This window comes from Natronorubrum halophilum, from assembly GCF_003670115.1.
GTDB lineage: Archaea > Halobacteriota > Halobacteria > Halobacteriales > Natrialbaceae > Natronorubrum > Natronorubrum halophilum.
On the sequence record NZ_QQTY01000002.1, the window covers coordinates 24,059 to 43,703 of the forward strand.

Below are 19,645 nucleotides of genomic sequence, written 5' to 3' on the forward strand. Positions count from 1 at the left end.
TCACTCACCGCGGATCAGTGCGATGCTCGCGAGCTGGTCGCCGCCGACGACGGTCGCTTCCTGCGTGAGTGCGTACAGGATTCCATCACGATCAGCCGCGGCCTCGTGTAGCGGTTCGTAGGTCGTCGGGTCGTACACCGTTCCGACTGCCGTTCCGTCGGTGACGAACTGGCCGACCTCGAGCGACGGCTTCGGGCGGAAGAGTCCGGCCGCAGTGGCGGTCACCTGGCCGAGATGGTTGCGGGCGACCGTCTGGTCTCGCTCGGGGATCTCGCCGGGAAGCATCCCGAGGTACCGACAGACGTCGAGTAAGCCGTCGACGCCCTCGTCGACGACGTCCTCGAGGATCTGCTTGTTGTGTGCGAGTTCGGGGGTGATCGCTGGAATGCCATCGCTTGCGGCGGCGACGCGGAGCTTTCCGTCGAATCCGCGTCGATGCCACTCGTCGGAGGCGTCGTCGTCGGCCTCTTCGGACAAGAGGAGATCGATCCCGAAGGCCTCGGCGAGTCGTCGAGCCCGCGTATCGCCCTCCTGGTAGACGGTGTGAGGGAGCATGTCGGGACTGCCCGTATGGAGGTCGATAACGGCGTCGGCCCGACTGACCTCCTCCCAGAGGCGGGCGGCCATGCGCTGGTGGAGGCTCCCGCTAGCGTCGCCCGGCCAGATCCGGTTCATGTTGGCATTGATGCTGTCGAGTTGCTCCGGCGTGGTGTAGGAGACGCGATCGAACGTGAGCGGGTTCGCGACGGGGACGGCGATGACGGTTCCTGACAGCGACCCCAGCGGCAGGCGCTCGTGAAACCGTCGAAGCGTCTCCGTTCCGTTGATCTCCCGACCGTGTTGGGCCGCCTGCACGTAGAGCGTCGGACCCTCTTCGACGCCGTGATACGTATGGATCGTCGTCGTGAGCGCCACGCCGGAGGGTAGCCGTGCGAGCGTTATGTCGTTCGTCTCGTGGGTTCCGGGGGTCTCGTGAGTCCCATGGTTCATAGCCCATCGTTGGATGTCCCTCGGTATGTAGCTGCGGCCGCCTGTTGCCATCGACCGGCCCGTGCCGGATCGATCTCTCGTCGCGATTCGGGATTCCGTGCGGTCCAACTCGGCACGACGAGCCCGCAATAGTCGGGCATATTCGTGGGAAAAGTTTTCTCGGTCTCGCAGGTCGACGCGACGGTTCCATCATCCAAGGCGGTGAACCTACCATCACCCAGGGAGGCGAACCTAGACGCTCCCGCTATGCTGCTTTTCTACTGAGTCGACAAACCCGTTCATCTGCGAACGCTGGTCGTCGCCAGCCGTGTTCCGTTCGATAAACTGCTCGACGGGCCGTCTCGTCGCGTTGAGCATATCGACATCCGCTTTGAGTAGTCGTGCAAACTCGAGTCGACGGCTCCTGGCCTCGTCGGGCGAGATCACAGCAGCACGCGGGAATCGGTCGACGAGCGGCGAGTACGCGGTCGGATCGATACCGAACGCTTCGAGATACGTCCGGACTCGAGGAGTCAGACCGTCGGCGATCGCCTCGCTGGACAACCGTTGGAGAGACTCGAACGGCGGGATCACGATCGCGCCGGAGTAGAGACCCGGCTCAGTACCGACTACTACGGGCTTTGCCGCCGTCTCCTCGAGAATCCCCGCGATATCGAAAGCGAGCTGGGTGAGTTTGCTCGGGAGGGCGGTATCTGGTGCGCGCCACTCGACGGTTCCGAGGTCATCTCGGATCCGAACGGGGCTGTGACTCACGTTCTCGTGCGAAAACTGTTCGTACACGGCGGCTTCGGAAACCCCGCTGTCGACGGCGAGGGTTAGAAACGAGACGAAGGACTGACGGACCCGTTTCGCGTGCGCGTCCGGTGTTAGCGCGTACGGCTGGAGATCGCGAAAGCGGTGAAATCGTTCGTCCATCCCGCGACGGTATGCAGCGACTCGCGCTGCGGTTGCCGTTCGCCGTCCGTCGTAGTACGGCGACGACGCGACGAGCGCAAGTGCCGGATCGAGCGCCGTGAGGAGGTTCGCCTGGACAACCGGATTCGTCTGGTCGAAGTGAATGTGCGATCCAGCGACGTTCTTTGCGAATCGCAGATCGTCACCGTAGATCTGCTCGAGCGTCGCGCCCCGTTTCGATAGCACGGGGGGAGACTCCTCGAGCAGCGGCGTTCCGAGCGGAACGAGGTGGGTCCCGTGTGCGGCCGCGACGTCGAGAACCGCGCCAAGTACGTCGGCAAACGTGATCTCGAGGGCGACTCGTGACTCCATCGGCGGCAGTACGATTTCGGCGAGCGAGTCGACGAACTCCGGAATGACGTACTCATGTGCCCGTATCACCTCTTCTGCCGACGTGAGATTCCCCTCATCGTCGATAACCCAGTACTCGACTTCGAGTCCTAATTTCATAGTCATCACTCACGCGAACATTCTACACCCCGACAATCAGTGACGGGCGAAATAGCTCGCAGCGTATACTACTACCCCTACCCATATAGGGTCATTCTAGCATTTAGAATACCTACCCGTATATTATAATTTATCGCAGGGGCGGCTAACGACCCGCACGTAACGCTACGGGCAACGGTGATACTACTCACAGAGCGTTTCAACGGTGTCCTCGCCGTCACGACTCGAGACCACTATCGTTTTCTGTCGGCCCGCCGTCGCTGACGCTATGGGAGACGTTACTGCGACCCTTCACACCAACAAGGGAGACATCGATGTCGAACTGTACGACGAACGCGCCCCCCGGACCGTCGATAACTTCGTCGGACTCGCGACCGGCGGCGAGACGTGGACCGACCCCGAATCGGGCGAAGAGGTCGAGGGAGAGCCGCTGTACGACGACGTCGCGTTCCACCGCATCATCGAGGGCTTCATGATCCAGGGCGGCGACCCGACCGAAACCGGTCGCGGCGGACCCGGCTACCAGTTTGACGACGAGTTCCACGACGAACTGCGCCACGACGACGCCGGCGTCCTGAGCATGGCGAACTCCGGTCCCGACACCAACGGCTCGCAGTTTTTCATCACGCTCGACGCCCAGCCACACCTCGACGACCGCCACTCCGTCTTCGGGAAGGTCATCGACGGAATGGACATCGTCGAAGAGATCGGTAGCGTCGACACCGACCGGAACGACCAGCCACAGGAGGATGTCGTCCTCGAATCGGTCTCCGTCGACTACGAATAACCCCCGCGTCGATCGCTTCGAAATCCGTCCTCGTTATTTCGTCGCTATGCCCACGAGTTGTATCCGAGTTTGACGGTCGAGTTCCGGCCTCGAATTACGACGGCTCTCGAAGCGGCGATTAGAGATCGAACTCGAGGATATCCCCTTCCTCGACGCCGCGCTCGTCGGTCCACTCGTAGACGACTTCCAACACGTACTGTCCGCGACCCGGATAGGTCTGTTCGCTTCCGTCCTCGTCCGGTTCGGGCTCCGGCGCGTTGGCAATACCCGTGATGACGCCCTCGTCGTCGGCGAAGATGATGTCGATCCCGAACGACATGTCCGGCATGATGAACTCCCGGTCCTCGACCGTCTCGTAGACGAACAGCATGCCGCGGTCTTCGGGTAACTCCTCCGTGTCGCTCAGTCCGAGCTGTTGTCGTTCCGGCGTATCGGCGATCGCCGCCGTCACTTCGCCCAGTTCGTCGCCGTCCGGATTCGTCACGCGAACGTCGGTCGACTCGTAGTCCGCGTGAATCTCCGTCGACGAGTCATCGTCACTCGAGTTCGAGTCCTCCGTCGACGAGTCGTCGTCGCTCGAGTTCGACTCTTCCGTCTGTTCGTTTCCGTCGGTATCGTCGGTACATCCTGCGAGCCCGAGGGAACTAAGGCTTACAGCGAGGCCTGCGAGAACGGTCCGCCGGTCCACGATCGATGAGCGAAGCGGAGTCATCTGAGATACTATCGACCACAACGGTACTGATAAATGTTTGTCGGGATTTCTGTGATTGAAGTATCCGAGACAGTACATTCTGTATTTCTACATAGTCTTCGAGAGTGAGTGAACGATCTCTTTCAGTTCGTCTCCGGATGACCCTCTCAGCTACTGTTCGTCGGACACGGGACGTGCGACAAGCACGTTAAGAACCACGGAGGCGCTAGACGCGGTATGAGCTGGACAGCTGCCGATATCCCCGACCAGCACGGCCGAACGATCGTCGTCACGGGTGCGAACAGCGGGCTCGGACTCGAGACGACCCGCGAACTCGCTCGGAACGGCGCGGCGGTGATCATGGCGTGTCGGGACATCGAGCGAGGCGAGGACGCAGCACGAGATGTTCGCGAAGACCTTCCCGACGCCGACCTCCGCGTCGAAGCCTGCGATCTGTCGAGCCTCGAGTCGATCCGCGCGTTCGCCGAACGCCTCGAGGGCGAGGACGTCGACGTCCTGATCAACAACGCCGGAGTCATGGCGATTCCTCGCTCGGAAACCGACGACGGGTTCGAGACCCAGTTCGGTGTCAACCATCTCGGCCATTTCGCCCTCACGGGACTGTTACTCGAGAACCTCGGGATCCGCGCGGAACGCGACTCGCGCGTCGTCACCGTCTCGAGCGCGATGCACGAACGCGGCGAGATCGACTTCGACGACCTCCAGGGCGAGGACGCGTACGACCCGTGGGACGCCTACTGCCAGTCGAAACTGGCGAACGTCCTGTTCGCGTACGAACTCGAGCGGCGGCTGCTCACCGCGGGCGCGAACGCAGAGAGCGTCGCGGTCCATCCGGGCTATGCGAACACGCGGTTGCAGCTCCGCGGTCCCGAGCAGAGCGGCAGTCGGCTCTGGATGGCGGCGTCGCGGCTCGCGAACACCGTGGTCGCGCAGTCGGCCGAGATGGGCGCGTTACCGATACTGTACGCCGCGACCGCGCCGGACGCCGAGGGCGGCGCGTACTACGGCCCCGGCGGTTTCGGGAATATGCGGGGTAGCCCCGAACGGCAGGCCTCCTCGGACCGATCGTACGACCGCGAGACGACCCAGCGGCTGTGGGACGTCTCGAGCGAACTGACCGGCGTCGCGTACGACCTGCCCGAGCCGAAGGCCGATCGGCCGGCCTGAGTTTCGCCGGCGAGGTCTCGGCCAGTCGCCTCGAACCGCCGTGATCGGTCGCCGCGGCCGGCAGCCGCCGCGGGCGGATCGAAAGGCCGTAGCCACCCGACCGCCGAGATGGGTACGACGGAACGAATTGGGTGACCAACGGCCGTGCAGCGAACGACGACACTTACGTGTGAGTTCTGAGCAATTCGACCATAACTCAAATCTGTTATATTATGTGGCGGTCTCTCTCTTCGCCAGCCGCGAGGTCTCACCGGCAAGTCTTGAGGACGACGGCACCGCACAAATCGATCCCGATAGTCCGCTGTTGTGCGACCGATCGCCCTTCAAACCTCCATCTCTCGTTCCGTTCGCATCCGGTCTCGCCCGTTCGGCTTTCGAACCCCGAACCGACGACGAATCGTCGTTGACGCCGCGCCAGAGATTGCAACTCGCCCGAAACCGAGCGATCTACGCGTCGACGGGCGGATGAGACTGAATTCGGTCCGACACATCTCGGATGTCCAATCGGTCACCCGGCCGAGGGAGTCTTGTTCGCTAGTGACGCTTTTGACTTATATTATTTAATCAGACATATAACTGGATCGCTGCCGCGAGGACGCGGTTGTCACGGCGGAAACGCCGAGCGCCATTCCAGCGAGCTTCCGGGGCGTCACGTTCTCGTCGAGACGAGACACCCCGACGAATGTGAGAACGGTACTCATGAATCCATCGCTCGCCGTCGTCAAGTCCGCTCCGCGAACTGGGCCCCATCGTCACCGCGACCCAGAGTCCGAGGAACGCGAACCCACACCAGCCGCGGCGAGTAAACGTCCGTTGGAGGTACCGAACGCGGGCCGGAGTCGAAAAACGGCGGCACCGATCGAAACCCGAAGAGACGCCAGCACCACCGGTAGCATCGACTGAAATACCCACTTCTGACGGCGTACATCCGCCCTAAAAGGCCGCTGCGAACAGCGAATCGAGCGCTCGAGCGCGTCAGTCCGCCAGCGGCGTCTCGGTACCGCGGACGCTGTCGACGATGACGTCGCCGTCGGGCCGGGACCCGATCCAGAACAGCTTGTATGCGTCGACCGACCGCTCGAACGCGATGTCGGGCGCGGAGCCGACGGCGACCTTTCGGAGCGTCCACTTGAACACGGCGTCTTCCGCCTTCTCGAGGGCCTGCTCGTCCGAGAGGCCAGCGGGGACGACGAGTACGTCCTCGAGGGTCGTCGCGACGGTCTCGGGGACCACGTCGGCACGGACGGCGAGTCGACGGGAGCGGTCGACGCTGACGACGTATTCAATGTCGCGGTCCGAAAGCAGCGGTCGCTCGATCGTCGCGACCGCGTCCACGACGCGGTAGGGGTAGGCGACGGCACCGACGCGGCCGGTCGACGCGACGTCTTCGCGGGCTACCGTCGGTTCGATGACGGTCAGCGCCGCCCGCTTGCGGTGTCGTCGATCGCGAGTCGCCGGCTCGACGCCCCCTCGGCACGTGTCGCTCATCTATTCCTCACCCGTCTCCCAGTAGTCGCTGGCCGTGACGTGTGCGCGGATGGTGTCGGTTTCGGTGACGGCCTTCGGCGCGACGTCGCGGCCGCCGTCGGTAACGTACTCCGGCGTGCCGGTCGGATCGTCGGCGCTCGAGAGCGCCGGCAGCGGTTTGTCGAAGGTGTCGAAGTGATCGTCGACACCCTCGGGGGGCGTCGTGAGCAGGGAACCGACGATGAGCGTCAGCGTCGAGAGGATAAACGCCGGGAAGAGTCCGTACACGCCGACGAGCCCGGTGAGGAACGCCGATCCTTCGACTGCACCCAGGAGTCCGACGAGTTCGAGGATCGTCGAGAGCTGGGTCCACAGGACCATCGTCACGGTCCCAACGATCATGCTCGCGACGGAGCCGGCGGCGGAGACCCGTTTCCACCACAGCGACGCGATGAGCGTCGGACCGATGGCCGCTCCGAGGCCGCCCCACGCGTAGTCCAGTACGAGCGTGTAGATAGAGGTGTTCTGTGCGAGGTAGGCGAAAGCGATACTGGCCGCACCCAGCCCGAGCGTGACGAACTGCGAGTACCGCACGAGGTCCTCCTGACTGGCCGCCGGATTGACGTAGCCGTGGTAGACGTCCTCGACGATAGCACTCGTCGCGACGAGCAGCTGGGAGTCGGCACTGGACATCATCGCGGCGAGTGCGGCCGCCAGGATGATCCCCGCGATCGCACCGGGGAAGAACTCGAGCGTGAGCATGGGCATGACGTTGTTCGGGTCTTCGATCCCGCCCTGCCCGAAGACGACGAGGGCGTACAGTCCGACGAACCCGGCTCCGATATACGCGACGAACATGAACAGTTGCGCGACGAGCGCGGCGAGACGCACGTTTTTGACCTCGTCGATGCCCATGAACCGGACCATCACGTGCGGGTTCCCAGGGATGCCTAGCCCGATAGCGGCGTAGCTGATAATGCCGAAGACGGCCGCCCAGCCGGTCATGCCCGCCGTGACGCTGGTGTAGGAACTCCCGACGGACGCGAGTTCGCCGAACGGGAGCCCGTAGTTGGTAAACGCGATGACCGGCAGGATGATGAACGCGGCGAGGATGATCGCGCCCTGCAAGTAGTCGGACCACGCGACGGCGAAGTAGCCGCCGAGCATGGTGTAGCCGACGACGATGACGCCGCCGCCGAGGATCCCGACCAGCGACGAGACGCCGGTGAGGACCTCCAAGAGCGTCCCGGCGGCGACGATCTGTGCGCCCACGTACCCGCCCTCGAAGATCATCAGCACGAACGCGGAGACGCCCTTGACCAGTCCGGTGTCGTCCTGTAGGCGCGTCTCGAAGAAGGTCGGTAGCGTGACCGCTTTCACGACTTCCGTGTACTTTCGAAGCCGCTTTGCGAGCCCCGCCCACGCGAACAGGTCGGCGGGGATCATCCCGAGTCCGTTGTAAAACGCCATCACGCCGGTCCCGAACGCGTCGCTCGGGACGCCGAGCGTGAGCCACCCGCTCATTTCGGAGGCGCGCTCGGAGAAGCCGGTTACGACCGGGCCGATGCTTCGGCCGCCGATGACGTAGTCGTCGACGGAGTCCATGAGTCGGGAAGAGTACAGCCCGATCCCGAGCAGAAGGAGGAGGTACACGCCGAACGTCCCCAGCACCCAAGCGCCGGCCGACCCGGCGAGCCCGTCAGTTGCCATTGCGCTTTCCCTCGTAGCGCCGCCGGAGTTGTTTCTCTCGCTTTCCCTCCCAGACGTAGTAGACGGCGAGCAGTACCAGGTACACGGCGAACGGTCCAAATAACCAGATTAGTTCGACTGATCCACTCTCAGGCATATTGGTGTGTGCTTCCTACCCATACATAAGACTACCGAACTTCGACTTTTCGATGTGAAACTATCAGCCAGGAAAGAAACAGTCGCTAACGGTGGATCTCCGGCCCCGTTCGCTCATTGATTCCGGGGCCCCGACGGCATCGATACGTTCCCGCGAGGCGACGAGAACTCGTTATACGCCGACGACCGCCCGGAGCGCGAACAATGCGTTCTCCTTTCGCTCGCGAATCCGGCGGTAGAAGTACTGCATCCATTTGTCGCCGTAAGGAACGTACTGGTTGACCTCGTAGCCCTTTCGAGCGAGTTCGCGCTGGGCGTCCTCCCGAACGCCCATGAGCATCTGAATCTCGAACGGCGTACCGCATTCCTCGTGAAGATCCGTCGCGAGTTCGAGCATCTGCGGGTCGTGGCTGCCGACCGCGACGCCGCGATCGAACTCGCGGAACAGGTACTCGAGGTGTGTCTCGTAGGCTTCGTCGACGGCCGCCTTCGACTCGTAGGCGACCGACGACGGTTCGTCGTAAGCGCCTTTCACCAACCGGACGGCGGCGGGGACATCGGCCAGCCGGCGCAGGTCGTCACGCGTCCGTTTGAGGTTCGCCTGAATAGCGACGCCGACGTCGTGAGGGTGGCTGCGGGCCGTCGCTCCGACGGCGTCTACGGTCGTGTCCGTCGTCGTGTGGTCTTCCATGTCACACCAGACGAATACGTCGTCGTCGGCCGCGGCCTCGACGATCCGTTCGAAGTTCGCCGCGAAGACGTCGGGCCCGACGTCGATCCCGATCTGGGACGGTTTGACCGACAGACAGCCGTCGAGGTCGTGGCGAGTCAGTTCGGACGCGAGCCGACAGTACTTATCGGCGTCCTCGTCCGCGGGGCCGCGCTCGTGGTAGTGTTCGCCGAGGAGGTTGACGATAGCACCCAATCCCTCGTCGTTGCAGTCCGAGACGTAATCTAGCGTCCCCGGAACGGTCGTATCGGCGACGAAACGGCTCGCGATCGGCGGAATCATACCGTATCGCTGGGACCGAGCGATCCTAAATGGATACCCGACCACAAGATTCTGCCGACGCCAGTGTGAATTAATCGGGCGGCGGTCAGGAGTCGTCCGGGTTGAGCAGTTTCGTCTCGGCCTTTCGCAGGTGCTCGAGCAGCGTCGTCTTCGAGACGCCGAGTTCGTCGGCGAGTTCGCGCGTGCTGACCTCGCGGGGCCACGCGTAGTAGTCGCGTTCGCAGGCGAGTTCGAACGCCTCGCGCTGACGAGGTGTCAGGCGGTCGAGCCGATCGGGCGTGCCCGACGGATCGCCCGCTGGCGAGGAAATCTTGCTGATAGAGATGGTGGCGTCGGTCTCGGCTCGGATGGCCTCGATCCGGTCTCGGACTTCCGCCCGATCGTCGGCGATGAAGACGGGCCAGTGTTCGAGGCCACCCTCGACGCGGACCGACGCCTCGTGGATGAACCCGTGCGAGGCGAGCGTGTCGCTGATGCTGTGTTCCGGCTCGTATTCGACGAACAGTTCGCGGGTCACGTTTCCCGGATCCGGTGTCGACCCCGCCGAGGCCTGGCCGAGCTCGACCGTCGAGTGGGTCAGTGGCGACTCGTCGGCGAACGCGACGAACTCGTCGAGCTGACCCGCCGTCTTTGCGTAGGCGGTGAAGTGACCCTTGACCGTTCCCTCGACGGTCCTGTGAGCGGTGTGGATGAGGAGCCCGGCGTCGACCGTCTCGGTCCCCTGTAATCCCCAGCAGTTGGGATGCCAGATCTCCAGCGTGAGCCGCGTCCCGTCGGTCGTCCCGGTCTCCGTCGTGGTCGTGGAACTCGTGCTACTCATTATCTGTCTCGAGCATCGATTCTTGTGTGAGCAGCATAAACATACCGCATATCGAGCCCCAAGCCGACCATGGGAGGCCACTGTTATTCCCCCCAGACACTCGACCGGTAACGTATGCAACGGACGACAGCCCAGCCTAACCGCCATTACATCGACGGCGAGTGGACCGACGGAGAGAGCGACGAGACGTTCGAGAGCGAGAACCCGGCGACCGGCGAGACGCTTCGGACCTTCCATCGAGGAACCGAGTCGGAGGTCGATCGCGCGCTCGAGGCGGCGGACAGCGCCCGGGCCGAGTGGCGGACCCTGTCTCACATCGACCGCGCGGAGTACCTTTGGGAGATCTACCACGAACTGCGCGAGCGGACGGACGAACTCGGCGAGATCGTCACGAAAGAGTGCGGGAAGGAGATTTCGGAGGGAAAAGCCGACGTCGTCGAGGCCGCACACATGGTCGAGTGGGCCGCCGGAAACGCACGCCACCCTCACGGCGACGTCGTGCCCTCGGAGATCGGGAGCAAGGACGCGTACATGCGGCGGAAACCCTGCGGCGTTGTCGGCTGCATCACGCCGTGGAACTTCCCGGTCGCGATTCCCTTCTGGCACATGGCCGTCTCGCTGGTCGAGGGCAACACCGTCGTCTGGAAGCCCGCCGAACAGACGCCGTGGTGCGCCCAGATCGTCGCGGAGATGTTCGAGGAGAGCGGCATCCCCGACGGCGTCTTCAATATGATTCAGGGCTTCGGTGACGTCGGCGCTGCCATCGTCGACGACCCGCGCGTCGACACCGTCCTCTTTACCGGGTCGGCCGAGGTCGGCCAGGAAGTCGCCCGCACCGTCGCCGAACAGCCCGGGAAGCTCGCGGCCTGCGAAATGGGCGGCAAGAACGCGGTCGTCGTCACCGACGAGGCCGACCTCGACACGGCCGTCCACTCGGCCGTGATGAGTTCGTTCAAGACGACCGGTCAGCGCTGCGTCTCGGCCGAACGCCTGATCGTTCACGAGAGCGTCTACGACGAGTTCAAGCAGCGGTTCGTCGAGATCGCCGAAAACGTCGCCGTCGGCGATCCGCTCGCCGAGGATACCTTCATGGGCCCGCTGATCGAAGACGAACACAGGGAGAAGGTCCTCGAGTACAACGAACTCGCGCGAAGCGAAGGCGTCGACGTCCTCGTCGATCGCGACGAGTTGGCCGACGACGAAATCCCGGACGGCCACGCCGAGGGCCACTGGATCGGCCCGTTCGTCTACGAAGCCGATCACGAGGCGGACCTCCGCTGTACGCAGGAAGAGGTCTTCGGCCCCCACGTGGCCCTCGTGGAGTACTCGGGTAGCATCGAGGACGCCGTCGCGGTTCACAACGATACCGAGTACGGACTCGCGGGCGCAATTATTTCCGAGGACTACCGCGAGGTCAACTACTACCGCGACAACGCCGAGGTCGGACTCGCCTACGGAAATCTGCCGTGTATCGGTGCGGAAGTCCACCTGCCGTTCGGCGGCGTCGGCAAGTCCGGAAACGGCTATCCGAGCGGTCGGGAAGTGATCGAGGCCGTCACCGAACGCACCGCGTGGACGCTGAACAACTCGAACGACATCGAAATGGCACAGGGGCTGTCCGCCGACATCACGACCGACGATGACTGAGATGAGCTGTCCGCTCTGCGGGCGACCGACCGACGCATCGGACGACTGGTGTCGACGGTGTGGGTGGATGAGTCACTGCGGTGCCGATTAGCGCCGAGTGCCTCACACACCGTCGCCGCGGGCTGCTTGCACGCTTGCGATAACTGCGTTCCGAAGACGTGAACGGCCCAGCGGCCCGGCCGCTCTCTCGGCAACGGCGCGACTGACGCATCCCGTCGATATGGGTCGGTACCGGGTCGAGCGCTCGGCCGTTCACGCGTTCCGAACGCGCTGTCGCCGGCGAGATCCGGCGGGTGAGCACCGTCTGGGCTCCGGCCGCGGTTGCGATCGATTTCGGAAGCCGGAACGAGAGCCCGGATCTCCTCTCCCTCAAAACCCACCAAAAAATCAAAGAAAAGAATGGAATTATCGACGTATGTCGCAAAACATCGTTCACACATTCCGAACGCTTATGGCTCGAGGGAACCGGTGTTCGAACCATGACGAACGAACGCCCACGACCGGTCAAGACGACGAAAACGTCGCTCGCGCTCGTTCGGGCGGTCCGCAACAGCGATGGGGCCGGGTTGAGCGAGCTGGCTGACCGCCTCGGCCTGGCAAAAAGCACCGTCCACAACCACCTTCATACGCTGGTCGACGAGGGGTTTCTGGTCCGCGACGGAGATACCTACCACGTCGGCCTCGAGTTCCTGCCGTTCGGCGAGCACGCGCGAGACCGGAACCCGCGGTACGCGACGGCGCGCCAGCGGGTCCACTCACTCGCCGAGAAGACCGGACACGAAGCCGACTTCATCGCCGAAGAACACGGCCGCGCGTACTCGCTCGAGTACGCGGTCGGGGAGTCGAACTCTCGAGGGCTATCGGAATCGGGCCCGTTCCGGGCGGGCAACCGCTTTTACATGCACCACTGTGCCTCCGGTAAGGCCATGCTGGCGTCGATGCCCGAACCGCGCGTCCGCGACATCATCGACCAGTGGGGGCTCCCGGCGACGACCGACCGCACCATCACCGACGAGTCGGCGCTGTGCGACGAACTCGAGTCGGTACGACGCCGCGGGTACGCGGTCAACGACGAGGAACTGATCGCCGGCTACCGATCCGTCGGCGCGTCCGTGACGAATCCCGACGGGGAGGTCGTCGGTGCGTTCTCGATCGGAGGACCGACGTATCGAATGGCCGTCGACGAGTCGACGATCGAGGAAATCGGACGGTTGCTACTGGACGAAATCGACTCTCTCGAGTCGAAACTGTTCTAGCGCTTATTACAACCGTATGGTTGTAATTACGTGGCGTTCCGAACACTACCGCGACGATAGCAGCCGACGGCGGACACCTGCGGACGCATCGCTCCGGTACCGCATTCCCCGCGAGCGGTCTCGGACGGACCGAGTCGTGCCGCCGCGGGCGTCGAGCCGTCCGATGCGAGGCGAACTGGCGTGGTCGCTGATCTGGTTTTCAGGCGTCGAACGTTTCGATCGAAGCAACCGGTGGAGCGGGAGGACTGACGTCCGATCGGATTCGAAGCGACTCGAGAGGAGGGTGAACTGAGCGCCATCCGGAAGAGCTAGAGCCGTCCGAAACGGAAAATAGAACTTTTAAAAGTTTATTATCAAAATGGTAAGTGAAGGCACTAGGATTCAAAATACGTTCTTATTCTATATTAAATACGCTCGGTCAGTGATGTCATCGGTCTCGGAACTGAAGCCGTGTCGCTGTCGGAGACTGGTCAGCGATTCGCCCTGGAGCGGAGAACGCGGCATCGGTATCGTCTTCGCGTTCGGGGAACGATCTCACCACGGCGCCACGCATTCCGATTCAAGCATTGCAGTCGTGGACCTCCTAGACTCGGGTTCGATCGTAGCGGACGGCCACATCGGCCGATGTTGCGTCGAACCGCTATTTATTCGACCGGAGTACATATGGGAGATATTCACTACGGTTTCATCCGTCGGTTCGATCTACAGTGTGTCTCCATTCATATGTTATCATATTATTTATCGGATGGTTTGAAATAAAATATATAAACTTTATATGTGTTTCTTCCTGGACCTCGACACTGGAATACGGCGTCGGTTCGCGAGAGCTCGTTCCGAAGGCTGACTGTTATTCGTCCGACTCCGCTCACACTTCAGTTCGCGGCAATCGTAACGCGAAAGACGGCTCGGTCGAACGGGTATACATGAGCGACGACGACGGTATCCAGCGCGCGAGCGACGTCGGTTCGTCGAACGCGCCGTCGATCGAGGAAAAGCCCTACAAGATCATTTTCGAGGCCAACAAGTGCTTCGGCGCGGGCAAGTGCGCCGAGGTCAGCGACAACTGGGTGATGTCCATCGAATCGGGGATCGCCCAGCCGAACACGTACTTCTTCGGCGAGGACGACCTCGAGCACAACGTCCGCGCGGCGGAGATCTGTCCGGCGAAGAAAGACGACGGCTGTATCCACGTTATCGACCGTCGAACCGACGAGGAGATCGCGCCGGATCCACACGGTGACGGGACGCTGAGCGTCGACTGGTAAGCAGCGGGCGACGGCACCCGCTCCGCAAAAATCCACGACGGCGACACCGAAACGCACATCCCGAACCGGGAACAACGCTCGAGTGCGCTTCTGTGCGAGGGTAGCCAAGCAGGCCAACGGCGGTGGGCTTAAGACCCGCTCCCGTAGGGGTCCGAGGGTTCAAATCCCTTCCCTCGCATTGTCGCTGCGAGCAATTCGCGAGCAGCGGCAATCGACCGGAAGGATTCGAATGACGCGAGACGCAGCGCGAACGGAGTGAGCGACCGTCTCGAGGTGGTTCAAATCCCTTCTCGCATCCTGAGGGGTACGCCCTCATGCGATTTTACCGGCTGCACCGTGACAGCCGACACGATCGCACTGGTTCGACAAAAGCGCAAGAGTGCGACGATTTTGAGAAGTGGGTGTAGCACACCCGTACTGGTTTAGATGGGGGTATTCCGCTACGAGTGACTCCCCTGTACGCCCTGTGCCGGAAACGAACGAGCCAGATCTGACACGAGGATTCCGATGAGAAAGTTTGTGATGCTGACCCTACAATGGTACGCCAGAGGCCTCCGATTGTGGATGATTCAAAAGACGAGAATCTCGGGATAATGGAACAGACGCCTACTCGAGATGTTCTCGATTCGTTGATTGAGAACGGGCTTCACGAGATCAACCGTGAATGGTCCGGTCTATTGTTATCCGGCGTCTCAGCGGGTCTCGATATCGGTTTTGGTCCATTGATGATGGCGGTAGTGCTTACGCTCTCTCAGGGCGGCTTTGGCGATCTCACGACGGAGTTACTATTAGCGAGTGTCTATTCTGTCGGTTTCATTTTCGTGATATTAGGTCGTTCGGAACTGTTCACCGAACATACCACGTTGGCAGTGATACCAGTTCTCGATCGGCAGGCATCAGTACGGCAGTTGACCCGCCTCTGGGGACTGGTATACGTCGGGAATATTGTTGGCGGGTTTCTGTTTACGCTTCTTGCCGTGATCCTTATGCCGGGTCTCGGAGTCGTCTCGCCAGAGGCGTTCGAAGAGATCGCGCTTAAACTCGTTTCGCACGAGATTCAATGGCTGTTCGTTGCAGGAATTTTTGCGGGTTGGTTGATGGGACTGTTAGCGTGGTTGATTACGGCAGCACAAGAGACGACAAGCCGAATATTTCTTATTTGGATCGTAACCGCTACGATCGGAATACTTCACCTCCCGCACTCGATCGCAGGCAACGTCGAGGTGCTCTTCGGTCTATTTGTGTCACCTGCGATTTCGCCGCTGGATTATCTCATGTTCCTCCTCTTGGCTACGCTCGGAAACGCGTTCGGCGGGGCAATCTTCGTGGGGGCGTTAAAATACGGACACGTTGTCCGAGGGGCGAATTAAGGGTTCGGATCGCTTCAACTGTCAATCGCTACGCCTCTCTACTAGAACGGATACTCTCGAGACTCGCGTTGTACCGAGATCCACTTCGTCGTCGTCAGTTCGTCGAGAATCGACTCGCCGTTGTACCGCCCCAGTCCGGACTGTTTCATCCCGCCGAAGGGAACGTGGGGCTCGTCGTTGATCGGCTGGTCGTTGATGTGAATCATCCCCGTCTCGATCCCGTCGGCGATCGTTCGGGCCTGCTCGAGGTCCTCGCTGTGGACCGATCCCGATAGCCCGTGGATCGTGTCGTTGGCCAGTTCGATCGCCTCACCGTCGCTCGAGTAGGGGATAACCGGTGCGACGGGGCCGAAGTGTTCGTTGCACGCCGCGGCCATGTCGTTGTCGGCGTCCGAGAGCACGGTCGGTTCGACGACCAGCCCGTCGTGGTCGCCGCCGGTCTCGAGGGTCGCGCCCTCGTCGACGGTTTCGTCGACGTACGCCAGGATCTGATCGCGCTGCGTTTCGTCGATGATCGGCCCGATGATCGTGTCTCCGTCGGTCGGATCGCCGGTCGGTAAGTTCGCCGCGCGATCGGTGAGCATCCCCACGTAATCGTCGTAGACGTCCTCGTGGACCAGGTGCCGGTTGATCGAGATGCAGGCCTGGCCCTGGTGGAGGAACGACCCGAAGACGCCGCCGTCGACGGCGCGACCGACGTCCGCGTTCTCGGTGACGACGTGGACGTTGTTGCCGCCGAGTTCGAGCGCGGGGAGCGCGCAGTTCTCGGCGGCCTGCGTGGCGACGCGCTGGCCGATCTCGGTCGAGCCGGTAAAGGCGAGTACGCGGGGAATCTCGTGGCCGGCGATCGCGTCGCCGATCTCGGAGCCCTGCCCGGGAACGACGCTCAGGACGCCCTCCGGAACGCCGGCCTCCTCGAAGATCCGCGCGAGCAACAGGCCGCCGGTGATCGGCGTGTTCGAGGCGGGTTTGAGCACGACCGCGTTTCCGGCGGCGATCGCCGGCGCGACTGCCCGCATCGAGAGGTGTAACGGGAAGTTCCACGGCGAGATGACGCCGACGACGCCGGCGGGGTTGCGCTCGACGATGTGTTCTTTCCCCGGAATCACCGACTCGGCGTGTTGCCCCTTCATTCGGAACGGGTAGCTCGCCGCCTGTTGCATCATTCCTCGAGCCGTCTGCAGTTCGGCCTCGCCTTTGACCTGCGTGCTGCCGGACTCGAGAGCGAGCAGGTCCGTGATTTCCTCGCGGTGGCTGCGGACGAACTCGAGTGCGGCCGTGACGACGCCGGCCCGTCGTTGCGGCGGCTGGTCGGCCCACGATCGCTGGGCCTCGGCCGCGGCTTCGTACGCCCGATCGACGTCCGCTTCGGTCCCGGCGGGAACGGTCGCGATCTTCTCGCGCGTATAGGGGTTCTCGACCGCGATCGTCCCTCGGTCGCCGGGATCGGTCCATTCGCCGGCGAGATACAGTGAGTTCCAGCCCGAATCGGGCGTCAGCGGAAGGTCCATCATGCGGGCACGCTACCGCTCGGTTGTGTATAAGTGACACACCGGCGAGCGCAACGCGACGCGAGCCGAGTCGGTCACGCTCGAGGACGCTCGCTCGAGCGGAACCGAACGTCGCGCGTTCGTTATTCGCCCGTCCGGAACGACAGATCCAGCGACGGTGCCGAGTGGGTGAGCGATCCCATCGAGATGACGTCGACGCCCGTCGCGGCGTAGTCGGCGACCGTTTCGAGCGTGATCCCGCCGCTGGCTTCCGCGAGCACCCCCCCGTATCGTTCCAGTCGGTCGACGGCTTCCCGCGTCTCTTCGGGGGACACATTGTCGAGCAAAACGATATCCGCGCCGGCCTCGGCGGCTCGCGGCGCGTCCGCGACGGTCTCGACCTCGACGTCGAGTTTCGTCGCGAACGACGTTCGCGCTCGGAAGTGGTCGATCGCTCCCTCGAGACCCATCTCCGCGATGTGGTTGTCCTTCACCATAACCATGTGCGAGAGGTCGAGACGGTGGGTGTCGCCCCCGCCCGCGACGACGGCGCGCTTCTCTACGCCGCGGAGTCCGGGCGTCGTCTTCCGAGTCGCGGCGATTCGGACGTCGTCGGATTCCGCGCGCGCCTCGTCGACGACGTTCCGGGTGCGAGTCGCGATTCCCGACGCGTGGCCCGCGAGGTTCACGGCGACGCGTTCGCCGCGGAGGATCTCGCGTGCGGGGCCCTCGACGCGGAGCGCCTCGTCGCCCGGTCCGACGGGGGTTCCGTCCTCGAGCGTCTCGAGTACCCCGACGCCGAGATAGTCGAAGACGGCGCTCGCGGCCTCGAGGCCCGCGACGACGCCGGATTCCTTCGCGACGAGTCGGCCCGTCGTTTCGCCCGGGACCTGATTCGTCACGTCGTGGTGGCCGATATCCTCGCGGAGCCAGCGTTCGATTTGTGCGTCGGTGATCATGCGGCCTTGGCCGCGGGTGCGGGTCCGGCGAAAATAAAGGGTGCGTTTGTGACGGCGGCCGCTGACCGACGCCGGCCGGTGCGGCTCCGGGTCTCGACGACCATCGGTATCAACCGTCTCGAACGCTGAGGGTCGCGAAAATCTGACTGTCGGCTTGCAGAAATAGTTACTTCGATCGTCCCCCTCTCGCTGTCATGAACGAGTTCTTCGTCGGTCTCCTCGCGCGGCTATTCGAGGATCTTCCCGCCTGGCAAGCGACTGCTCTCCTGATCGGCATTTCGCTGGGGATCGCGGTCGTTCTCGAAGTCGTCGTGCTCCGAACCCTGCTCCGGTACACCAGTCGGACGAAGACGCGCTACGATTTCATCCTCGTCGAGGAGCTTCGGCTGCCGGTCGTCGTCACGGCCGCGCTGGCGGGCGTCTATCTGCTCACGCAGCTCCCATCCGTCACCGAAAACGTCCTGCTCGCGCCCGGTCAACTCGACACGTTCTTCGGCAAGCCCTCGCTGTCGGTCATCGTCGTCGCCTGGGCGTTCGCCGCCAACCGGATCGTCAATCGGTTCGTCGACGAGGTCAAGGACAAGGGGTCGCGATTCGACTTCGCGCCGGTCTTCTCGAACGTCTGGACGCTGATCGTCTCCGCCGGCACGATCGGCGTCTTGCTGTCGCTGTGGGAGTACAGTATCCGCCGCTGCTCGGCGCGGCCGGCGGCGCGGGCATCGCCGTCGGCTTCGCCGCCCGCGACACCGTCGCCAACTTCTTCGGCGGCATCGCGCTCTACTTCGACGACACCTACAAGCTGGGCGACTACATCGAACTCGACTCCGGCGAAGCGGGCACCGTCGTCAAAGTCGGCATTCGATCAACGACGCTCATGATGCGCGACGAAGTGCTCATCACGGTCCCGAACGCGGTGCTGAACGCCGCGAAAGTGATCAATCAGTCGGCTCCACAACGCCGCCGTCGACTCAAGGTCCCGATCGGCGTCGGCTACGGGACGGATATCGACGCCTTCGAGGAACTCGTCCTCGAGATCGCCGACGCGGAATCGCTCGTCCTCGACTCGCCGAAGCCGCGGATGCGGTTTCGGGCCTTCGGCGACTCGGCGCTCGAGTACGAACTCCTCTGCTGGGTGGCCGCGCCGACCCGCGCCAACAAAGCGACGCACGAACTCAACCGGGCGATGTACAAGGCGTTGGCCGCATCGGAGATCGAGATTCCGTTCCCCCAGCGCGAGATCCACGTTTCGAGGCCGGGGCCGACCGACGACGACACGACGGATTCGACGTCACCGGTTCTGGGCGATGCGGACGACGTTACTCCGGGACGACGAGCGTAGCGAGGCGGGACGCCGAACCGACAACCCACGGCGCAGCGAGGCACGACGCTGGGACACCCGAGGAACGAAGCGAGAAACGAAGAGAAATGACGAGGAGCGGTGAGCGGAGCGGCGG

Annotated in this window: 16 protein-coding genes, 1 tRNA gene and 1 pseudogene; 8 read left to right on the top strand and 10 right to left on the bottom strand. The window is 63.0% G+C overall.

Annotation, left to right across the window (positions count from 1 at the left end; all coding sequences use genetic code 11):
• A complete protein-coding gene (locus DWB23_RS06160; RefSeq protein ID WP_121741965.1) occupies positions 1 to 990 on the bottom strand; it encodes a succinylglutamate desuccinylase/aspartoacylase family protein in 990 nt (329 codons plus the stop codon).
• 231 nt (positions 991 to 1,221) lie between these two features.
• Positions 1,222 to 2,394, bottom strand: a complete 1,173-nt coding sequence (locus tag DWB23_RS06165) for a glutamate-cysteine ligase family protein (RefSeq protein ID WP_162989763.1) — start codon at positions 2,392 to 2,394, stop codon at positions 1,222 to 1,224.
• A 268-nt stretch (positions 2,395 to 2,662) separates the two neighbouring features.
• Between DWB23_RS06165 and DWB23_RS06170 the strand changes: the two genes are divergently transcribed.
• Complete coding sequence (locus DWB23_RS06170) at positions 2,663 to 3,181, top strand: peptidylprolyl isomerase (protein ID WP_121741967.1); 519 nt, start codon at positions 2,663 to 2,665, stop codon at positions 3,179 to 3,181.
• Between the two features lie 118 nt (positions 3,182 to 3,299).
• Here the strand turns inward: DWB23_RS06170 and DWB23_RS06175 are convergent, their stop codons facing one another.
• Positions 3,300 to 3,893: a DUF192 domain-containing protein gene (locus DWB23_RS06175; protein ID WP_121741968.1), complete on the bottom strand. Its 594-nt coding sequence runs from the start codon at positions 3,891 to 3,893 to the stop codon at positions 3,300 to 3,302.
• Between the two features lie 216 nt (positions 3,894 to 4,109).
• On the opposite strand from DWB23_RS06175, the gene DWB23_RS06180 reads away from it, so the two are divergent.
• Entirely contained in the window at positions 4,110 to 5,060 is a 951-nt protein-coding gene (locus tag DWB23_RS06180; protein ID WP_121741969.1) for an oxidoreductase, read from the top strand.
• Positions 5,061 to 6,035: 975 nt separating this feature from the next.
• Here DWB23_RS06180 and DWB23_RS06190 read toward each other — a convergent pair.
• From DWB23_RS06190 to DWB23_RS06205, 5 genes are all read right to left on the bottom strand, one after another.
• Positions 6,036 to 6,548 (bottom strand): hypothetical protein, encoded by a 513-nt coding sequence (locus DWB23_RS06190; RefSeq protein ID WP_121741971.1) that lies wholly within the window; start codon positions 6,546 to 6,548, stop codon positions 6,036 to 6,038.
• Positions 6,549 to 8,237 (bottom strand): sodium/proline symporter, encoded by a 1,689-nt coding sequence (locus DWB23_RS06195; RefSeq protein WP_121741972.1) that lies wholly within the window; start codon positions 8,235 to 8,237, stop codon positions 6,549 to 6,551.
• On the bottom strand, positions 8,227 to 8,373 hold the full coding sequence (locus DWB23_RS22915) for a hypothetical protein (RefSeq protein WP_162989764.1): 147 nt from the start codon (positions 8,371 to 8,373) through the stop codon (positions 8,227 to 8,229). Before DWB23_RS22915 ends, DWB23_RS06195 begins: the two co-directional genes overlap by 11 nt.
• 171 nt (positions 8,374 to 8,544) lie before the next feature.
• Positions 8,545 to 9,384 (bottom strand): proline dehydrogenase family protein, encoded by an 840-nt coding sequence (locus tag DWB23_RS06200; RefSeq protein ID WP_121741973.1) that lies wholly within the window; start codon positions 9,382 to 9,384, stop codon positions 8,545 to 8,547.
• 85 nt (positions 9,385 to 9,469) lie between these two features.
• Positions 9,470 to 10,204 carry a helix-turn-helix domain-containing protein gene (locus DWB23_RS06205; protein WP_121741974.1) on the bottom strand — a complete coding sequence of 245 codons (735 nt, stop codon included), beginning with the start codon at positions 10,202 to 10,204 and terminating at the stop codon, positions 9,470 to 9,472.
• Positions 10,205 to 10,318: 114 nt separating this feature from the next.
• Between DWB23_RS06205 and DWB23_RS06210 the strand changes: the two genes are divergently transcribed.
• From DWB23_RS06210 to DWB23_RS06230, 5 genes are all read left to right on the top strand, one after another.
• On the top strand, positions 10,319 to 11,851 hold the full coding sequence (locus DWB23_RS06210) for an aldehyde dehydrogenase family protein (RefSeq protein WP_121741975.1): 1,533 nt from the start codon (positions 10,319 to 10,321) through the stop codon (positions 11,849 to 11,851).
• Between the two features lie 479 nt (positions 11,852 to 12,330).
• On the top strand, positions 12,331 to 13,107 hold the full coding sequence (locus DWB23_RS06215; RefSeq protein ID WP_121743024.1) for an IclR family transcriptional regulator: 777 nt from the start codon (positions 12,331 to 12,333) through the stop codon (positions 13,105 to 13,107).
• A gap of 923 nt (positions 13,108 to 14,030) precedes the next feature.
• Positions 14,031 to 14,372 carry a ferredoxin gene (locus tag DWB23_RS06220; RefSeq protein WP_121741976.1) on the top strand — a complete coding sequence of 114 codons (342 nt, stop codon included), beginning with the start codon at positions 14,031 to 14,033 and terminating at the stop codon, positions 14,370 to 14,372.
• 94 nt (positions 14,373 to 14,466) lie between these two features.
• Positions 14,467 to 14,550, top strand: a tRNA-Leu gene (locus tag DWB23_RS06225).
• 415 nt (positions 14,551 to 14,965) lie between these two features.
• Positions 14,966 to 15,742, top strand: a complete 777-nt coding sequence (locus DWB23_RS06230) for a formate/nitrite transporter family protein (RefSeq protein ID WP_121743025.1) — start codon at positions 14,966 to 14,968, stop codon at positions 15,740 to 15,742.
• Between the two features lie 41 nt (positions 15,743 to 15,783).
• Here the strand turns inward: DWB23_RS06230 and DWB23_RS06235 are convergent, their stop codons facing one another.
• Positions 15,784 to 17,256, bottom strand: coding sequence for an aldehyde dehydrogenase family protein (locus DWB23_RS06235; RefSeq protein ID WP_121741977.1), 1,473 nt, complete (start codon positions 17,254 to 17,256; stop codon positions 15,784 to 15,786).
• Between the two features lie 119 nt (positions 17,257 to 17,375).
• Positions 17,376 to 18,191 carry a carboxylating nicotinate-nucleotide diphosphorylase gene (gene nadC / locus DWB23_RS06240; RefSeq protein WP_121741978.1) on the bottom strand — a complete coding sequence of 272 codons (816 nt, stop codon included), beginning with the start codon at positions 18,189 to 18,191 and terminating at the stop codon, positions 17,376 to 17,378.
• Positions 18,192 to 18,385: 194 nt separating this feature from the next.
• On the opposite strand from nadC, the pseudogene DWB23_RS23950 reads away from it, so the two are divergent.
• Positions 18,386 to 19,530 (top strand): annotated as a pseudogene (locus DWB23_RS23950) (mechanosensitive ion channel family protein).
• The last annotated feature ends 115 nt before the right edge of the window (positions 19,531 to 19,645 follow it).